This is a genomic window from Neobacillus niacini (genome assembly GCF_031457145.1).
GTDB lineage: Bacteria > Bacillota > Bacilli > Bacillales > Cytobacillaceae > Neobacillus > Neobacillus niacini_J.
In genome coordinates, this window is the sequence record NZ_JAVDVZ010000001.1 from 783,351 (window position 1) to 801,792 (window position 18,442).

Consider the following 18,442-nt stretch of genomic DNA (forward strand, 5'->3'; position numbering starts at 1 on the left):
GGAAGAATTTATTAATGAAAAAGATGATCGCTTCATTTGTAGTCATGTTTGCAGTATTTTCATTTTTTACAGGAATGGCAAGTGCACATGTGACTGTATTGCCAAAGGAAACAACACAAGGTAGCTATGAAATGTTCACCGTAAGGGTTCCATCTGAGAATGAAACAGTACCTACTACACAGGTGAAAGTTGAATTTCCGGCAGAGGTTTCTATTAGCCGATTTGAACCAAAGTCAGGCTGGAAATATGAAATTGAAAAAGATTCCTCTGGAAAGATTACCAGTGTAACGTGGACAGCAGAGAACACAGGATTATCATCAACTGAGTTCGGACTTTTTAATATGCAAGGAAAAGTAGCAGACGACGCAACTGAAATTGCTTTTAAAGCATACCAAACCTATCAGGACGGAAGTGTAGTTGAGTGGATTGGGGCACCAGATGCAGAAAAGCCGGCTTCAGTGACCACAGTTAATCCAAAACCTGCTGGTGGCTCAGATCATCACCATGGAACTACTGAAACAAAAGAAGAAACAAAAACAGAACAAGCCACTGAAGAGGCAGTTAAAGAAACTACAAGTTCTTCCAACGCTCCACTTTATGTTTCGATTGCTGCTTTAATTGCAGCGCTGTTATCTTTAGGTATTGCTCTAAAAAAACGTGGATAATTTTTTCAAAGACAAGAGTTGATTGACTCTTGTTTTTTGTATTGGTTTAGTAAGCCTCAAGACCTAGCTAAATATATATCTCAAGTTCATTACAAGGAAATTGTTTTCACGATATGATGAAGTTTATAAAGAATTAAGCTATAGGAAGTAGTGAAAACAATGAAAACTAAAAAGAAATTTAGATTTTGGAATGTTTTTAGGAATATTTTGTTAGCTTTAGTATCAGCACTTGTTATTTGGGTCATTTTCAGTAACATTATGACTGTATATGAACAAAATAAATATTCCGCAATAGGTCAATCAGTTGAAGTAAATGGTAACAATATGCATGTCTATACAAAGGGTGATGGGGATCATACAATCGTTTTATTAGGTGGTCTTGGAACTGCAGCACCAGCACTGGATTTTGAACCTTTGATAAATGAATTGGTAAAGAAGAATAGGGTAGTAGTGGTAGAACCGTTTGGATATGGATGGAGCGAAATAACCAACAAGGAACGAACCGTGGAAAATATAGTAGAGGAAATAAGAACTGCTCTCGAAAAATTAAACATACAAGGTCCATATATATTGATGCCACATTCAATATCCGGAATCTATAGTATGTATTATGCCAATACGTATCCAGAGGAAGTTAAAGCCATCATAGGAATAGATCCGACATTACCAAAAGCGTTGGCATATTTTGGTGAAACGGCTCATACAATGCCTAAATATTTTAGTTATGTGGCACCAACTGGAATTGCAAGATTGGCATTATATTTGAGTCCAGATAATTTCCTTCCTATAGCTGAGGAAGGTACTTATAGAGAAGAAAATCTAAAGATGACGAAAGCTATCTCTGCTTGGAAGGGCAACAACAAAAATGTGGTTGATGAAGCGAATGAAATAAAAAATAATATTGAAAAAACAGATGATATGAAATTCCCTTCTACTATGCCAGTTTTATTCTTCACTACGAAAGAAGATAAGGTAACAGAGGATGGTAAAAACAATGTGACTTTTTATGAGACGCAGTTAACTAATTCCCCAGCTAGTAAAATTGTTCCTATACAGGGGCATCATTATCTTCATTGGACTCGTTATAAGGAAATGAGCAAAGAAGTTAATGAATTCATAGAATCATTTGCTACTGATAAAGGGGCTAGTTAGCTGAAGAAGGCATTTTCACATTTTTACTTGAATATATCTAGGAAAAGACTATCCACTCCTTTTGCATTTGATTGATTAAGTAGCAGGGGGGACCATTTATTAATTGGGAAATTATCCATTTAAATTGTGAAGTTAAGGAATAATATACCTTCCTGTGACATTTTTATCGCCATTTTTATTAATTCTGGAGGATATTGTGAAGTATTATACTTAAAACCATTGGGTGCAATAGCTGAACAGGGAGTTGTCGATACGGCAGCTCCCAATTGCTTCAGGATGATTTTTCCTATTTAGTTTCTAATTTTACAGTTTTCTTGCTCCCAATTAGATACAATAACAAAATAACAATCATAGTAGCTGCAGAATAACTAAAAGTCATTCCGTACCCAACACTTTTTGCTAAGAATCCAAGTCCTACTGATCCAATGGCCAAACCAGCATCTATAAAAATAAGAAGCATAGAATTGGCTGTTGCTTTTTTCTCGGGTGGAACAAGAGTTAATGCCCAAGCTTGGATAATTGGATGGATTATGGCAAAAGCGATTCCGAATAATACCCCTGAAACCAAGACCATCCCCATACTAGTAGAGAAGCCTAAAAGAATCAAACCTCCAGCCCCTGAAATAGCGGCTGGAATAATAAGGATTCTGTGACCGAATCTATCGAAAATTTTACCAGAGAAGGCACGAACTAATACCATTGCAATTCCTTGTGCGATAAAAAATTGTGAAATACTTCCGCCAACATTGATCTCTTTACCAAACGCTCCCATAAAGTTGACAGTTCCTGCAATTGCTATATAATTGAACGCTACCAATATACATGGAAGAAGGACGCGCTTATCAAACATGTACTTATAGAAAGGTTCTTTATTTGTCGCCTGTGGGCTTTCCTTTTCTTTTTTAACTGTATTTTTCGTGAAAAAACTGCACACTAATGAAAAAGTCATAAGCCCGAGAGTTATCATCATCATGGAATGGAATGAAAAGTGTGCAAGATAAGAAATTGCAATTAGTGGTCCCATTGTCGTCCCAACGCTTGTAGACATTGCGAAAAATACAATGCCCTCACCCAACCGAGATTTAGGAACAATATTACTTGATATCGTAAAGACTAAAATCGTAAGCATACTAAATCCAATACCTTGTAGTGCTCTAATAAGTATTAAAAATCCGATGGAGTCGTTTACAAAAGTAAGACCGATTGTACCCAAAAAATATAGGAGGGAAATAATGAGGAGCAATTTCATATTAACTTTTTGGATAATGACACTTGCAAAAAAGCGCGTAATTAATGATGCTGACATTAAGGTCGTGGTCATGATTCCTGCCATCGCAGGGTTATCACTTTTGGTTGATACGAAAATTGGAAAACCTGCTGTAATCATATAAAAAGAAGCGAACATTACTAAAGACAATAAAATAATAATTACATATTGGTTTGTCCATAGTTTAACTTTTATTTTACCCATAGTGTATGAGACCGCCTTCCAAGGCTATTTCTAAAAATAGTGATGATTTAAACGTGAGAATTGCTTTTAAATCATTACAAATTTATTCTTCACTTATTTTTAAAAAATATTTAGAGTTGTTATCAATAAAAGCAATTAATATTAAAAATACCTTAGTAGATGGTACACCTTAATAAAATATTAAATTCGAGGTTGTTTGGTATGGACGAAAAGAAATAGATTGTGAAGTGTTACACTTAAACTATAGTGTCAGTTTAGGTGAGCAAGAAGGTTTTATTAAGTTAGCACTCTTTAGCAAATTGTATGGAAAAAAAGACCACTTTGGGTCTTTTTTTTAAAAATAAATTTCGATTTAAAGTCTTTTTAAGAAAACATAGCTAACCTTATCATATTCCATCTTATTTTCATAAAAGCGGTGAGCATCTATGCGGTGTAATCCTGATGAGAGCGAGACAATATCATAACCATTTTCCTTTGACCAATTGTGTACATAATTTAGAAGAGCTTCACCATATCCTTTCGAGCGACTATCTGAATCTGTAACTAAATCACAAACCCAAATGAATTTCCCATTGTATAAAGTGATCATAGTCATAAAGCCTGTTACTGCTACGATTTTTTCATTATCATATAAAGCTGCCATTTTATAATCTTCCTTTTGCGTAGCTTCTTTAACTAATTTAAGGAATTGCTCTTCATCCAAATGGGTCCTCAATTGTTTCATCACTGGATAGGCTTCCTTCCATTCCTTCTCGTTTTTCAGTTCCTTTATCAAAATTGATTTTTCATTATCCATTTTGTTCATCTCCTTTACCATTATTTAAACATCATCTGGTATAATTAAAAGTGCCAGATAAGAGAAATTTAATGGTGCCAGAATCATTGTGGGAGAGGAAATATGATTGAATTAACACCTGTTTTGGATAATAAAAATGGTAAACCTTTGTACATACAACTAGCCAATTACATAAAACAAGAAATTTTATCTGGAAGAATTAAACCAAAAGAAAAATTACCTTCAAAACGAAATTTATCAAATTACCTTGGATTAAGTTTAAACACAATTCAGTCGTCTTACGAGCAATTATGTGCGGAGGGGTATGTAGAAAGTAAACCTCGAAAAGGATTATTTGTTACAACCTTTGATAACGATTTAATCATTAACCAAAGAGGTTTAGAAAAATTGGAGTCAAAAACACAGAAAGTACAAGTAAATGCCAAAATTGATTTCAATTCGGGGAAAGTTGATTTAGAGCGCTTCCCATTTGCTGTTTGGAGAAAATTAACCATTCAATCATTATACGCAGATCAGGGAGAATTATTTTACAATGGAAATCCTCAAGGGGAGCACCTCCTTCGTGAACAAATTGCGGCCCATCTTTATGCATCCAGAGGTGTTAGATGCTCTGCCGAACAAATCATAATTGGTGCAGGTACTCAGGTGCTTATTGGATTATTGTGTATGTTAATCGGTAAAGAACATATCTATGCTCTTGAGAATCCTGGCTTCCATAGAACGAGAATAACATTACAAGATTTAGGTGTACATACGATTCACATACCTCTCGACGAAGATGGGTTGAATATAAACCAGTTAAAAAATACGAATGCCAATGTTGTTTATGTAACACCTTCTCATCAATTTCCTTATGGGATGATAATGCCCATTTCCAGAAGAATGGATTTGTTAAAATGGGCAGAAGAAAAGAAAGGATATATTATTGAAGATGACTATGACGGTGAATATCGATATAAAGGGAAGCCCATTCCGTCCTTACAAGGGCTTAGTACAAAGGAAAGTGTCGTGTATTTAGGTACATTTTCGAAGTCTTTAATTCCATCTTTACGTATTAGCTATATGGTTTTGCCATCCCCACTTATGAAAAAATATCAGGAGCACTTCACTATTTATAAACAGACCGTTTCTCGGGTTCACCAGGATACTCTTTATCGTTTTATGAAAGATGGACTTTGGCAAAGTCACTTAAATAAAATGAGAACTCTTTACCGACTAAAGCATAGTACTTTAATGTTAGCCATTAACAAATATTTTGGACAAAATGTAACCATAATCGGTGAAAAATCAGGACTTCATATTGTTCTGGAAGTAAAAAACAATATGGAGGAAGAAGAGCTAATTAATACTGCACTGAATGTTGGTGTAAAGGTTTATCCTTTATCAATATATTATAACGGAGCAACAGAAAGCGTAGGTTCTAGAATCTTACTAGGATTTGGAGGATTAACGGAAACTGAAATCAATACAGGAATTAAGTTATTAAAAGAAGCTTGGAAGCTCTAGGTAATGTAACTTATTCTATAAATTGTGCTTTTTTAAATAAGGAATTTTACGTTGTTCCACTAAAGTAAGCAGGGTTGTTTTATAAAGGAGTAGTTTGTGATATTAGTAGATCAAAAAGAATTTTATATTCGAAACTTACGTTATTTCATTAGGTCTGCAAAAGAAGATGATGCAAAATATTTGTCCAATGTAAGATTGCAAATAGATGGCGAAACAGAAAATATGGATAGAGACAAAGGCGAAGCGTACATAGATGAATCAGGTTTTAAACAGATAATAAAAGATGATACAGAAAGTGTAAATAAACTATTTCTAGTCGCTGAAGTTAATGAAAGAATTGTAGGATTTTCAAGGTGTGAAGGTAATAAATTAAAAAGAACTTCTCATAAGGTAGAATTTGGAGTCTGTGTACTAAAAGGGTATTGGGGATATGGTATAGGACAAAACCTTTTAAAAGAATCTATTCATTGGGCAGACTTAAATGAAATTAAGAAAATAAATTTGAATGTACTTGAAACGAATGATAAGGCTATAAGACTGTATAAAAAATATGGTTTTGAGGTTGAAGGGATATTAAAAAAAGACAAGGTTTTATCTGATGGGAATTACTATAATACCGTATTAATGGGGAGATTTAAAAAGGATTAATAACTACCCAAAAATGGTTCGTTATAAAACGGGTGCATTTCATCAATAAGTGGAGACGCTTTTTTACTATCGAGACAGGATTGTTGAAAAAGGTTTATTAAAAATAAAATTTTAAGTTATAAATTCTACAAACTAAGGGATGGGAGAAATGATAAAGGGGCTTTATGAAGCACATTTACCTGTAAAAAATTTAGAAGTTTCAATTGAATTTTACCGAAAATTAGGTTTGAAGTTTGCTTGGCGTGATGAAGACACCGCATTCTTTTGGATAGAAGAAGGCAAAAGCTGGTTAGGATTGTGGGAAGGAAAGGAGTACCAAACTCCATACCATCCCTCTTTAAGACATATTGCTTTTCGAGTTACATATCAGGATTTAAAAGAATCTGTAAAATGGCTTGAATCCATCAAAGTTGAACCTGTACCTTTTGGGAGGAGAACATCGATTGAGCCTTTTGTAAGACCAAATCAAGGAAATGCATCGGTTTACTTTAATGATCCAGATAGAAATAGCTTAGAATTGATATGTTATGTTAAAGTTCCCAATGAATTAAAACATATTACTGAAAAGTTGTCATTTGGGGACTGGGAGAATCTGGTTAAAGGTAAATTAACATAATCAAGCCTTTTTTCTTTTGCATAAATGTACTTAAAGTAACAGATGCAATGAGTCGCTAAAGGAATTCTTTTTTTTTGGTCTTATTATAAAAGGGAGCAATAGTGATGGAAAAACATTTTGAAGAAGCCCATCGGTGTAGTAACCAGAATAGAAAAGACTTAGAAAAGGATAGCATATGTGGATGCTTTTATTGTTTGAAAATATATAATCCCAGTGAAATCAATGAATGGTGGGATAACGAGGACACAGCAGTTTGCCCTTATTGTGGGATTGATTCTGTTATAGTCGAGAGTTCAGGAGTTCCCATTACATAACTATTTCTAAAAGGGATGCATAAGGTTTGGTTTTAATGTAATGTTTTCAAAAATGGGTGCGATTCTTCAAAAATGAAGGATCGTTTCTTATTTTGAAAATAGTACTCTTCCTAATTTAATTATAGCATATAAAAAATGGCCAATATAGACTGTTTATTCTCATATACAACTGCTAAAATCAATAGACATTAATGGTTAGGAGAGATGTAGAATGAGTTCTTTGGTTCTCGGTCTTCATGAGATTGAAAAATCCCAGCTTTTGCTTGTTGGTGGAAAAGGGTTAAATTTAGGGGAATTATCAAAAATTCAAGGAATATACGTACCAGAAGGATTTTGTGTTACGACCGTGGGATATCAAAAAGCCATCGAACAAAACGAAACGTTTCAAGCATTGTTGGATCGACTAACACCGTTAAAAGTAGAGGATCGAAATCAAATTGGTGAAATCAGCAGGAAGATTCGACAAATCCTTATGGAAGTAGAAATTCCTTCCGATGTTGTGAAAGCAGTTGCTCACTATCTCTCCCAGTTTGGCTATGAACATGCATATGCGGTGCGTTCTAGTGCGACTGCTGAAGATTTGCCACATGCCTCATTTGCTGGTCAACATGACACCTATTTAAATATCATCGGAAAAGAAGCCATCTTGCAGCATATCAGAAAATGTTGGGCTTCTCTATTTACGGATCGTGCGGTCATCTACCGAATGCAAAACAGATTTGACCACAGCCAAGTTTCTTTATCAGTTATCGTTCAAAGGATGGTTTTCCCGCAGGTTTCAGGGATTTTATTTACCGCTGATCCGATTACCTCTAACCGAAAGTTACTCTCCATTGATGCCAGTTTTGGACTTGGAGAAGCACTGGTCTCTGGCTTGGTATCTGCCGATTGTTATAAAGTGCAGGAAGATAAAATCGTCGATAAGATGATAGCACCAAAAAAATTGGCTATTTATGCACGAAAAGAAGGCGGAACAAAGACCGTGCCGATTGATCCTGATCAGCAAAAGACTCAAACACTTACTGACCAACAAATTTTACAATTAGCACGCTTAGGAAGACAGATCGAAGCTCATTTTGGAAGCCCACAAGATATTGAATGGTGTTTGGTTGATGATACGTTTTATATTGTCCAGAGCCGTCCAATCACGACTTTATACCCCACCCCTGAAGCGGATGATGAAGAAAATCACGTTTATGTATCTGTCGGTCATCAACAAATGATGACAGACCCTATAAAACCATTGGGAATGTCTTTATTCCAATTAACATCTTTTGGACCCAGGTTTAAAGCTGGTGGAAGGTTGTTTGTTGATGTCACACATCAACTTGCTTCACCTGTCAGTAGAAACATTTTATTAAATGCAATGGGACAACACGATCCGCTCATGAAGGATGCCCTTATGAACATCATTGAGCGTGGAGATTTTATTAAATCGTTACCAAATGATAATAAAGCACCAAGTCCCACCAAAGACAGTAAAGATATGCTGGAACAAATCGAAAACAATCCATCAATCGTTTCTGATTTGATTAAGCGCAGTCAAACATCCATAGAAGAGTTACAACAAAACATTCAAATGAAAACAGGATCAGATTTATTTGATTTTATTCTAGAAGATATTAAAGAATTAAAGAAGATTTTATTTGACCCACAAAGTTCAGCTGTATTTATGGCTGCTATAAATGCTTCATCATGGATCAATGAAAAAATGAACGAGTGGTTAGGTGAAATAAACGCATCAGACACGCTTTCTCAATCTGTACCCAACAATATTACTTCGGAAATGGGTCTTGCATTATTGGATGTCGCAGATGTGATTCGGCCTTATCCAGAAGTAATTGATTATTTACAACAAGTGAAAGATAATAACTTTTTGGATGAACTGGTTAAGTTTGATGGTGGACTGGAAGCTAGAGACGCAATAATAGCTTTTCTCAACAAATATGGAATGCGATGTGCCGGAGAAATCGATATTACGAAAACCCGTTGGAGTGAAAAACCAGTTACACTTGTCCCCATGATTCTTGGTAATATCAAAAACTTTGAACCAAATGCTGGCAAGCGCAAATTCGAGCAAGGGCGGCGTGTTGCTGTGGAAAAGGAAAAAGAGTTATTAGACAGATTGAAACAATTACCGGATGGTGAACAAAAGGTCAAAGAAACAAAACGAATGATTGACCTAATCCGGAATTTCATCGGTTATCGTGAATATCCAAAATACGGCATGATAAATCGCTACTTCGTTTATAAACAGCCTTTACTGAAAGAAGCCGAACAACTCGTTCTAGCCAACGTTATTCATGAAAAAGAAGATATCTACTATCTAACTTTTGAAGAACTTCGCGAAGTTGTACGCACAAATAAACTGGATTACCCGGGTTGCTTGGTCGAGCAGCAAGCAGCGCTTGCGACCAGACAAATCATCAGCAAACGAAAAGGCGAGTACAAATTATATGAAAAACTAACTCCGCCACGTGTGATCACATCTGATGGTGAAATCATTGCAGGTAAGTACAAACGAGAAAATCTCCCAGCCAATGCTATTGCAGGTCTACCTGTTTCTTCCGGAGTTATAGAGGGACGCGCTCGTGTTATTTTAAACATGGAAGATGCTAATTTAGAAGATGGAGATATATTGGTCACCATCTTTACTGACCCCAGCTGGACACCCTTGTTTATATCCATAAAAGGCCTTGTCACCGAAGTGGGTGGACTGATGACCCATGGAGCCGTTATCGCACGTGAATATGGCTTACCAGCAGTTGTCGGAGTAGAAAATGCTACTAAACTGATAAAAGATGGGCAACGTATTCGCGTGCATGGAACAGAAGGGTATATCGAAATACTGTAATGAACTGAATACCTCCAGATTTAATTAGTAGCACCGCTCCAGTGGTTACCAGAGCGGTGCCCAACTATCTCTATCTAATAGAAATGATACTAAGAGTAGAACCAAGATTATTGGCAAAACACACTCTAATACAATTAATTCCAATTATTATATGAAGTTACGTCGTCAATGGCAACAGAGTTTGCTTTGACTACGAATGTTCTAACAGAACTAGTTCCAGTTCCTGTTTCCAAAGCCGTTTTCTTCCCGAAGAAAAGTGTGTGTACGAACAGGAGAAGACTAGGAAGTTATGAACCCACTGCATTTATGCATGTGGAGCATCAGAGGGATAGGTGGTTATTATATTTTTTCAGGTGGTGCTAACTTTTATAGCATAATTATATTAGCAATCGGTTTAAGTGGTATTCTATTTAACATTTACCATAAAAAGGAAAGTGGTATGAATTTTACATCAAAGAAGATTTCTGACTAAAAGAGCCAAAATACGCAAGTGGTGCATAAAAACATGCGGATTTTGGCTCTCATTTTAAATGAGTTAAAACAGCAAGTCATCGTATAGGCAACCCATAAAAAAATGTTGCTTACACTTTTAAGGAACATTGTATTATTCTTAGCTATTTCACTCTTCTTTCTTATCTTTTATCTCTCTATTAGGCACTCTTTTGATTTTTGATTCATTTATTCCATTAATCGTGGTATAAAATAAATTGCTTGTGACGACAGCCACTCCAGTAACAAGTATACCCTGAACAACAGATTGTATTTCTAGACCATAATAAAGTAGACAAGCAATAACTGCAAAAAACAATTGTATCCAAGCATGTGTCCATTCAGGAATGAAAGGAGTTTGTCTAAGTAACAAGCTGATTATATATAGGACTGGGACTAAAATCAATGCATCAGATCTTATATACTTATCAAAATTAAGATCCATTTTATCACCTACAGCTTATCCAGGTTTTAAAATAATATATTCATGATAAAATATATTGGTTCAACTTGTTTAATTCATTTAATAAAAATATATTTAATTTTGGTAATTCTAACTTTTTTATCAAATGTCTGATGTGACACAAAAAGCATGTACACAGAGATTACGTATTTCTCCTGTTATGAGACAAGTTTTAGTCCAATTGCGGCACATAAAACCATTCCTATAAAAACTAACCTCTTCCAGTCTTTTGATTCACCATAAAATATCATTCCAACAAATGTACCGCCAACAACACCAATTCCTGTCCATATTGCGTAGCCAGTCCCCATAGGTATATACCGCAAGGAATAACTTAATAGCATTAGACTTGACCCGAACCCAAAAATTAATAAAGTAATTGTTTGCCAGTTTCTCTTTATATTCAATTGATTAATCATTGCAACGCCATATGCTTCCAATAAACCTGCTAAGATTAAAGAAAACCATGCCATTAGGATTCAGCTCCTTCCTCGACCTTGTTAACTGTGACTAATTTCAATCCAATAACGCCCATTAATAATAGTAAAATGAAAAGAATTTTCACCCATTTGAATGATTCTCCAAAGAAAAGAATTTCCGAAACGACAGTACCCGCTGTTCCTAATCCCACAAAAACAGCATAGACCGTTCCAGCAGGAAGAATTTGAGCGGCAGTAATCATTAAATAGTTACTAATAATTAAAGCAATCATTGTTCCAGTCCAAGTCCAAAAGTCGTATGCATGAGCTAATCCAATCACCCAAAAAACTTCCAAAAAGGCAGCAACAAATACTTTAAGCCAGTTACGATTCATCTGAAAGCACCTCCAATTTTAGTCTTACCAAACAAAAAAAGCCCTGAGAGAAAACTGTAATACAGTTTCTCCCGGGCTTTTATCCCTCCGTGACACAGCAGTATACTGTGAGTTTTCTCTCGGACCAGACCAACAATATGTTGCGGAACCCTAGAAAACATTTGATTTATAAAATTATTTACTATTATACACACATTTAAAACGAATTCAAGTTGTCAGCAGAATAGAGCCTTCATTTCTATAAAATTCTTCGTTTTGCCACATATTGAGCGAATAATTTTTTCCAAAAAGGAAAATAGTAAGTGGAAAACATCAACCAACATGAATGATTGAAAAGAGGGAACTTGTTGATTTTAAAAAGAAAAAAGGCTCTTGCTTATTTGATTACCATCGTTTTATCTCTTGTCATTGTCAACCCTTCAGTAGATGCCAAAAGTGTTAATCCGCAAGTCTTGGCACGGGTAAAAGAAACGCTGACTATCAACGGAAAAGTATTTAAAGATTTAAATTCAAATGGAAAACTAGATGATTATGAAAACTGGGAGTTATCGGTTGAAAAGCGAGTCGCTAATCTAATATCCAAAATGACCTTAGAGGAAAAAGCCGGACTTATGATTATCCCTGAATTTCGGGAAATCGAAGGGTCAAAGTTGGGAGAACCGAATAATCTGATTGATCAACATACACGCTATTTTATATATCGCGATACACCAAGTGCTGATGTTATTGCCAACATAAATAATCAACTGCAAGAAAGGACGGAGGGAACAAGATTAGGGATTCCGGCAGTACTTATTTCAAATCCCCGGAATCATTTCACAACGATTGCAAACATTTCAGATATAGAAAAAGCTGAAAATTACTATGTAACTGCAAAAGACGAGCCTGGTCAATTTTCCATATGGCCAGATTCTCTAGGACTCGCTGCAACCCGTGACCTTGATTTAATTAAAGAATTTGCTCAAATTGCACGAAAAGAATGGACAACAACCGGTTTTCGAAAAATGTATGGCTATAATGCTGATCTTGCGACGGACCCGTTATGGCCAAGGATCCAAGAAACATTTGGAGAAGATCCAAAACTTGTTTCAGATATCAATTATACATTAATCAAAGGTTTCCAAGGTGAAGAACTTGACGAAAACAGTGTTTCTCTGACAACAAAGCATTTTCCTGGCGGGGGAGCACGCAAGAACGGGAGAGATCCACATTTTAAGGAAGGAAGTTTTAATATCTATCCTACAAAAGGGAGCTTGCAAAGGTATCACCTACCTCCATTTAAAGCAGCCATCGATGCAGGAACAACTTCAATTATCCCTTACTATGCTTATCCAAGTAATGATAGTGCAGATCAAGGACTCCCTCCCTATAAGGAAAATCAGCAATTTGAAGAAGTCGGTTTTGCATTCAATAAAGCTTTTATAACCGACTTATTGAGAGAGAAAATGGGGTTTAAAGGTTATGTCAACACAGATACGGGTGCGGTGGCTGATAAGGCATGGGGTATTGAACACCTGTCGTTAGAAGAAAGAATTGCTAAGGCAATAGAAGCTGGTTCCAATATTTCTTCTGGAAGAAAAGATCCACAACCCATTATAAATGCAGTAAAGCAAGGTTTGGTAAGTGAAGAACAAATCAATCAATCCGTGGTCTATTTGCTCACGGAAATGATGAAATTAGGTTTATTTGAAAACCCGTATGTGAATCCGAAAAGGGCACTTGAAGTAGTCAATAATCCAGAATCACAAAAAAAGGCAGACTTAGCCCATCGGAAGTCAATCATCTTATTACGCAATGATCAAAAGCTTTTGCCTCTAACTGATAATAAAATAAAGGATATAAAACTTTATGTCGAATCGTTCCCAGCCGGTGATCAGAATGCAAATACGGTAGCATTTAGAAAAAACATTCAGAAAGTTCATCCAGACATCACTTTGACAGACCGTTTGGAGGAAGCGACACATGCACTTGTTTGGATAAAGCCCAAACAAGATCTTCTTTCGAGGCCATCACATATTTCCATAGGGCCAGAAACGAAAATTGATAATAAAAATCGAATTATCGAAATACAGAAAACCGTACCGACGATTACAGTCATCAACTTTAGCAGTCCTTGGCTGATTCAAGAAATTGAACCGAATGCAAGTGCTGTCATTGGAACATTCGGCGTGAAAACAGAAGCGTTAATGGACGTGATTCGTGGGAAATTTAATCCGACTGGAAAACTGCCTCTTACCATTCCGGCAAGTCAGGAAGCAGTGGTAAACGAAAAAGGAGATGTACCAGGCTTTGATGAAGCCTCTACCTATGTATACCGGGCAAAATCCGGGGACAAGTATGGTTATGGTTTTGGACTATCCTATAATCAGGTGAACAGGAAAACAAATCCCGGTGGTGTCGGTGAATTCTTGAGGAATATCTTCAAAAATTAAAACGAAGTGGGATAAAAGACAGGAACAAGGTTGTCTCAAAAGTCATCCAGAATTAACTCTTAAATTCGATGAAAAAAATAATAATCGCCAAACACGAAGTAAAGTGCCAGGCACCATCCAATAATATGGAAGGTGCCTGGCACTTTGCTCTTTAAAAGGATCAAGTAAATCTAGGGTGAGGAATTAAATGGTTTTCTACTAACTGAAATTGCGAACAGTGTTATAAAAGCATATTTTTTCATATAAAAGATATTCGCCCTTACGGCTTGTCCAAGGACTGAATAAAATACAAATGTAATGTATTAAAAAATGAAGGGGGGGATAATAGATGAGCTGCTCAAGAAACCATGACCATCACGATGATGATTGTTGTAAAAAAGAAGAAAAAGTCAGATTGAATGCAAAAATTGAATTTGATTTTGATGATTTTTGCAAAGCTGTACGCCGTTGTGAAAAAAAACATGATGATAGACACGATGATAAACACGATGATAGAAGATGTCATAGAAAATGTTGTTGGTAGTAACTAACCGATAAGAAACTAGACACCTAGAAAATCCGAAAGATTTATAGTCTTTCGGGTTTTTTTGTTTGTTTTCCTAAAACCTTTTTTAGTTGTAATTTAGCGCAATTACAGTTCCTTCTATATTTTAAATCTATTAAAAAGACCAACTAAACGTGAGTTGTTCATTGCTATTGGCTAATGTATATACCTGAAAAAGGAATGCGGGTAGCCAATAAGGGATATTGGCTACTCCGATTTCGAATATAGTTTTTTGTATCTTAATGAGTTTCACCAGTTCTTGTTCTTGGATGTTTTCTCATAGTAATATCTATGACTGTCTCATGAGACTGCTCATCGGCTTTTCCTTTTGTAAATGTCCAAATCTTTGATACTGTTTTTCCAGTAAATTCATCTGTTACGACTGCGTACCAGGCATAGGAATTGTTTTCAGTTAACCCATACCATTTTACCTCAGCAAACATTCCGCTTTTCACATTTTCTTTCTTTCCAATTTCTGTATCTGTATAGACATTTACTTCGAAGGAATCAGTAGAGACACTCTTTTCACTCGGCTGCATATCTAAATCCATGACGAACTCACCTTTGCCAGGGTATACATCCGTATTATAAAAATTGTAATCCTTCAGATAGGGGGAGTACGTATTCACGATGATTCGATTGTTGTCCTGATCAATATGAAGAAGACGCATGTACCCTTGACCACCCTCAGGTCCTGCCTGGTAATCCGCCAGCATTTGGAATACCTTACGATCTGGTTTGCCGTCATGATTATCATCGATTTCATCTACAATCGTTTGACTTTCATGATAATGTCCGGAAAGGACAGCCATGACATTTGGATTTTTCAATACAACTTCTTTATATATCTTCTCGCCGTTCGGGTGTCTGGTTCCACTAGCCATCAAGTATTCATGGAAACTTAAAATGGCCTTTCGATCAGGATGATCCGCAAGAACATGATTCATCCAGGCAATCCCTTCTTCGTCCACCCCCCAGCCCATATACACCATAAGATAATCGTTCCCATTTACAGAAATTAAATCATAATGACCACGGTTATTTTTGTAAGTTTCTCCGTAATACGGTTTGTCGGTAAAGCGGCCTGCACCGAAATAGTTATAAAATTGTGTATAGTCACTCGTCTTATGGTCTACATCATGGTTTCCAGCTAGAACTCCGTATGGAACATTCGCATTTTCTAATGTTTTCATATACAGTTCAGCACGTTTCCACTGATCTTCTTTGAATGATTCTTCTACCAAATCACCGGTATGGAAAACATACTTAATCTTTAATGCGTCCTTATTGTTTGCAATCCATTTGGTTTGTGTGTCAAAAATATAGGGATAAGTCATGGAATAGTACTGGGTATCAGACATCCACACAAATGTGTAATCATAGTCATTGGCGGATGCTGGAATTTCATCTTGAATCAGTACGTTAATTTTATTATCCATCATGTATTCCGAAACATTTACAGTACCTCTTAATGTAAAATCTTTATTGCCAGCAATTTTATTCGTCACGACTTTCCATTTGTGTTCGAAATGACTCCATGCATACATGGTCACTTTTCTACCTTTTAACGATTTACCTTTCCAAACGAGCTCAACAACATCTTTCTCATTTACTGAAGGGTCTAATGTCACATCAAAGCGATGATAGGGGAATTGGTCAGTGGATTTGGTTGTTAAATACTTTCCATCTTGGGTTGAAATCAGAGAAATTTCCGCTTTTGTCAATGGCTGCTCTCCTTCCGGAACAAGTATGGGGGGAGGCTCTACATTCGCTGTGTTTTGATAGGATTTTATGCTGTTCGCATCCTTCGGTTCGTATTGGAATGCTTGATAAAATGTAACATCCATTTCATCATTTGTCGGGTCTGTTACTTTAACCCGAACGGTCGGAGTTCCATATATTTTATCTGTTGATATTTCGGGCTCTGGTTTACGTGGGTTTTCATCCACTACCGTAAATTTATAATTCACTTCTTTTGTATTCCCTGCTTTATCAACAGCTTTTATGCGTAATACATGGTTTCCAGGAGTCAGTTGTGACGATAAAGTAAAGTAAGGAATTGCGATTTTGCTTCCATCGAGTGTTACTTCTGATGAGGCTACACCTGCAATTGCATCAGTAATGACAGGGTCTATCACAAATTCACCTTTGTATGGCTTATTTTGTTCAATGGAGGGGTCAATAGTAGGAGCAGTGTTATCAACTATAACGGGGACTATTACTTCTTCATTTGAATCTTGGACGGTAATCATATGCTCCCCATCAGGCACAGCCATTGTATTCCAACTGTATGCTTTTGAAGCCGCATCGGCTTCTGAAAGAATGAAATGAAACGTTTTAAATGGATTGCTGTCCTTCATTGCGATTATTTTGTTTGGGTTCCGGTATGAAGAATCCGTAATAATGGTGCCATCTTCTAATACTAAACGAACGTTTCGCACTAGAAAATCATCACGATTTTCAACCGAATTCAAATCAAATGGAGATGCTTTATTGCCAGTGCGGATGGTAAGCATATTGTTCCCGACCTTCAAACGGTCAGGTTGGATTGGAACGGTGATCGTTTGCCATTCTAATATCCAGTTGTCAAAAATATGAAGTACTTCATCCCCAATCGTTACTGCATTTTGAAAAAACATATCTACATTGCTAACGTCAAATGCGAGATAGGCTGTGTGTTCAATTCTTTTGTATGTTTTTTCGGCAACCCTCTGGTCATCAATTAGCAGTTTGATATGGTCAGCTGGTTCATCTTTAGAGGTTCCTGTTATGACTACCTTTCCAGATAGAATTTGGTTATCTACTACATTTACTCGAAGACTATCCATATTTCGTTCGTTTGTTATCTTTACTTTATACGTGTTACTTTTTGTTTCATTTTTTCCGTCTGATACTTCGAAGAAATATTCAATGTATTCTTTTCCCATAATTTCTGGTGAGTAAACCGTATGATTAAAAAACATAGTGTTGTAGTCCTGCTGTAAAATCACAATTTTGTAGTCGCTTTCATCATTGGCCTTGTAGGAGACTCTAACAGTTTTTACCGCTTTGTTGTCCTCCGAATCTACAATAAGTTTAATATTCTCTGTATCCTTCACTACGGTTTGAGTGGTTAGATTTTCAAGGGTTGGGTTTTCATGATCTGCTTCTATATGCACCGTCTGAGCGGGGACTTGATATGCTTCTACCATTCCAGGAGTCCCATTTTTCACTCGGGCACTAACTTTTGATGAAATGGTTGAGCTATTTTCGGGAAATTGGAATAGAATGCTTTTGTTCCGTTGTGTGTCGTCTACACCTTCTTGATCATTATAATACGATACAGATATCTCTTTTTTTGTGTTATCAGCAATTACAAGTCCATGCATACCAGAGTTGGCCATGCTAGCGTTGTAGACCCGGACAATATTTTTGTTCTCCACTAATCTGGTTCCATAGTTTTTATTGAAGTCTGCTACTGTTTTTTCTTCGTTTTTATCGTTCATGATCCAGAAAACTAGTGTTTCCTTCGATTGGGTTATCAAATATTCACTTTTAAGATTATCCCCAGACTTAGATGCTGCTTCTCCTAATTTTGGAAAAAATATCTCGACATTCAAAAGTACCAATGATGTTGTTAACATGCCAGCTAGAAGCTGTTTTCCACATTTTCTTATCATGCTGTCCTCCTTGTTGTAT

Annotated in this window: 15 protein-coding genes and 1 riboswitch; of the genes, 9 read left to right on the forward strand and 6 right to left on the reverse strand. The window is 36.2% G+C overall.

Annotated features, from left to right (window positions below; translation table 11 throughout):
- Positions 1–14 precede the first annotated feature (14 nt).
- Complete coding sequence (locus J2Y03_RS04135) at positions 15–665, forward strand: YcnI family copper-binding membrane protein (protein ID WP_310190929.1); 651 nt, start codon at positions 15–17, stop codon at positions 663–665.
- Positions 666–923: 258 nt separating this feature from the next.
- Positions 924–1,817, forward strand: a complete 894-nt coding sequence (locus tag J2Y03_RS04140; protein WP_310190931.1) for an alpha/beta hydrolase — start codon at positions 924–926, stop codon at positions 1,815–1,817.
- 286 nt (positions 1,818–2,103) lie between these two features.
- On the opposite strand, the gene J2Y03_RS04145 is transcribed toward J2Y03_RS04140, so the two are convergent.
- Both J2Y03_RS04145 and J2Y03_RS04150 read right to left on the reverse strand, forming a co-directional pair.
- On the reverse strand, positions 2,104–3,288 hold the full coding sequence (locus J2Y03_RS04145; RefSeq protein ID WP_310190933.1) for an MFS transporter: 1,185 nt from the start codon (positions 3,286–3,288) through the stop codon (positions 2,104–2,106).
- A 352-nt stretch (positions 3,289–3,640) separates the two neighbouring features.
- Positions 3,641–4,084, reverse strand: a complete 444-nt coding sequence (locus J2Y03_RS04150; protein WP_310190936.1) for a GNAT family N-acetyltransferase — start codon at positions 4,082–4,084, stop codon at positions 3,641–3,643.
- 102 nt (positions 4,085–4,186) lie between these two features.
- Between J2Y03_RS04150 and pdxR the strand changes: the two genes are divergently transcribed.
- From pdxR to ppsA, 5 genes are all read left to right on the forward strand, one after another.
- Positions 4,187–5,590 (forward strand): MocR-like pyridoxine biosynthesis transcription factor PdxR, encoded by a 1,404-nt coding sequence (gene pdxR, locus J2Y03_RS04155; protein ID WP_310190938.1) that lies wholly within the window; start codon positions 4,187–4,189, stop codon positions 5,588–5,590.
- A gap of 99 nt (positions 5,591–5,689) precedes the next feature.
- Positions 5,690–6,238, forward strand: coding sequence for a GNAT family N-acetyltransferase (locus J2Y03_RS04160; RefSeq protein WP_310191373.1), 549 nt, complete (start codon positions 5,690–5,692; stop codon positions 6,236–6,238).
- Positions 6,239–6,386: 148 nt separating this feature from the next.
- Entirely contained in the window at positions 6,387–6,854 is a 468-nt protein-coding gene (locus tag J2Y03_RS04165) for a VOC family protein (RefSeq protein ID WP_310190940.1), read from the forward strand.
- 104 nt (positions 6,855–6,958) lie between these two features.
- Complete coding sequence (locus J2Y03_RS04170) at positions 6,959–7,168, forward strand: cytoplasmic protein (protein WP_310190944.1); 210 nt, start codon at positions 6,959–6,961, stop codon at positions 7,166–7,168.
- A gap of 211 nt (positions 7,169–7,379) precedes the next feature.
- Positions 7,380–10,022 (forward strand): phosphoenolpyruvate synthase, encoded by a 2,643-nt coding sequence (gene ppsA, locus J2Y03_RS04175; RefSeq protein WP_310190945.1) that lies wholly within the window; start codon positions 7,380–7,382, stop codon positions 10,020–10,022.
- A gap of 619 nt (positions 10,023–10,641) precedes the next feature.
- Here the strand turns inward: ppsA and J2Y03_RS04180 are convergent.
- The 3 genes from J2Y03_RS04180 to J2Y03_RS04190 form a co-directional block, all read right to left on the reverse strand.
- Complete coding sequence (locus tag J2Y03_RS04180) at positions 10,642–10,956, reverse strand: phage holin family protein (RefSeq protein ID WP_132094667.1); 315 nt, start codon at positions 10,954–10,956, stop codon at positions 10,642–10,644.
- Positions 10,957–11,132: 176 nt separating this feature from the next.
- Positions 11,133–11,447, reverse strand: a complete 315-nt coding sequence (locus J2Y03_RS04185) for a DMT family transporter (RefSeq protein WP_310190951.1) — start codon at positions 11,445–11,447, stop codon at positions 11,133–11,135.
- The gene (locus J2Y03_RS04190) at positions 11,447–11,788 is read right to left on the reverse strand and encodes a DMT family transporter (protein WP_310190953.1); all 342 of its coding nucleotides are present in this window, start codon (positions 11,786–11,788) and stop codon (positions 11,447–11,449) included. The genes J2Y03_RS04185 and J2Y03_RS04190 overlap by 1 nt, the downstream gene beginning before the upstream one ends.
- Positions 11,789–11,854: 66 nt before the next feature.
- A riboswitch (guanidine-I (ykkC/yxkD leader) is annotated at positions 11,855–11,953 on the reverse strand.
- Positions 11,954–12,135: 182 nt separating this feature from the next.
- On the opposite strand from J2Y03_RS04190, the gene J2Y03_RS04195 reads away from it, so the two are divergent.
- Together J2Y03_RS04195 and J2Y03_RS04200 are read left to right on the forward strand one after the other, a co-directional pair.
- Entirely contained in the window at positions 12,136–14,220 is a 2,085-nt protein-coding gene (locus J2Y03_RS04195; RefSeq protein WP_310190957.1) for a glycoside hydrolase family 3 protein, read from the forward strand.
- A 398-nt stretch (positions 14,221–14,618) separates the two neighbouring features.
- Positions 14,619–14,750 (forward strand): hypothetical protein, encoded by a 132-nt coding sequence (locus J2Y03_RS04200; protein WP_310190961.1) that lies wholly within the window; start codon positions 14,619–14,621, stop codon positions 14,748–14,750.
- Positions 14,751–15,003: 253 nt separating this feature from the next.
- Here J2Y03_RS04200 and J2Y03_RS04205 read toward each other — a convergent pair whose 3' ends face one another.
- On the reverse strand, positions 15,004–18,423 hold the full coding sequence (locus J2Y03_RS04205; protein ID WP_310190964.1) for a metallophosphoesterase: 3,420 nt from the start codon (positions 18,421–18,423) through the stop codon (positions 15,004–15,006).
- Positions 18,424–18,442: the final 19 nt, after the last annotated feature.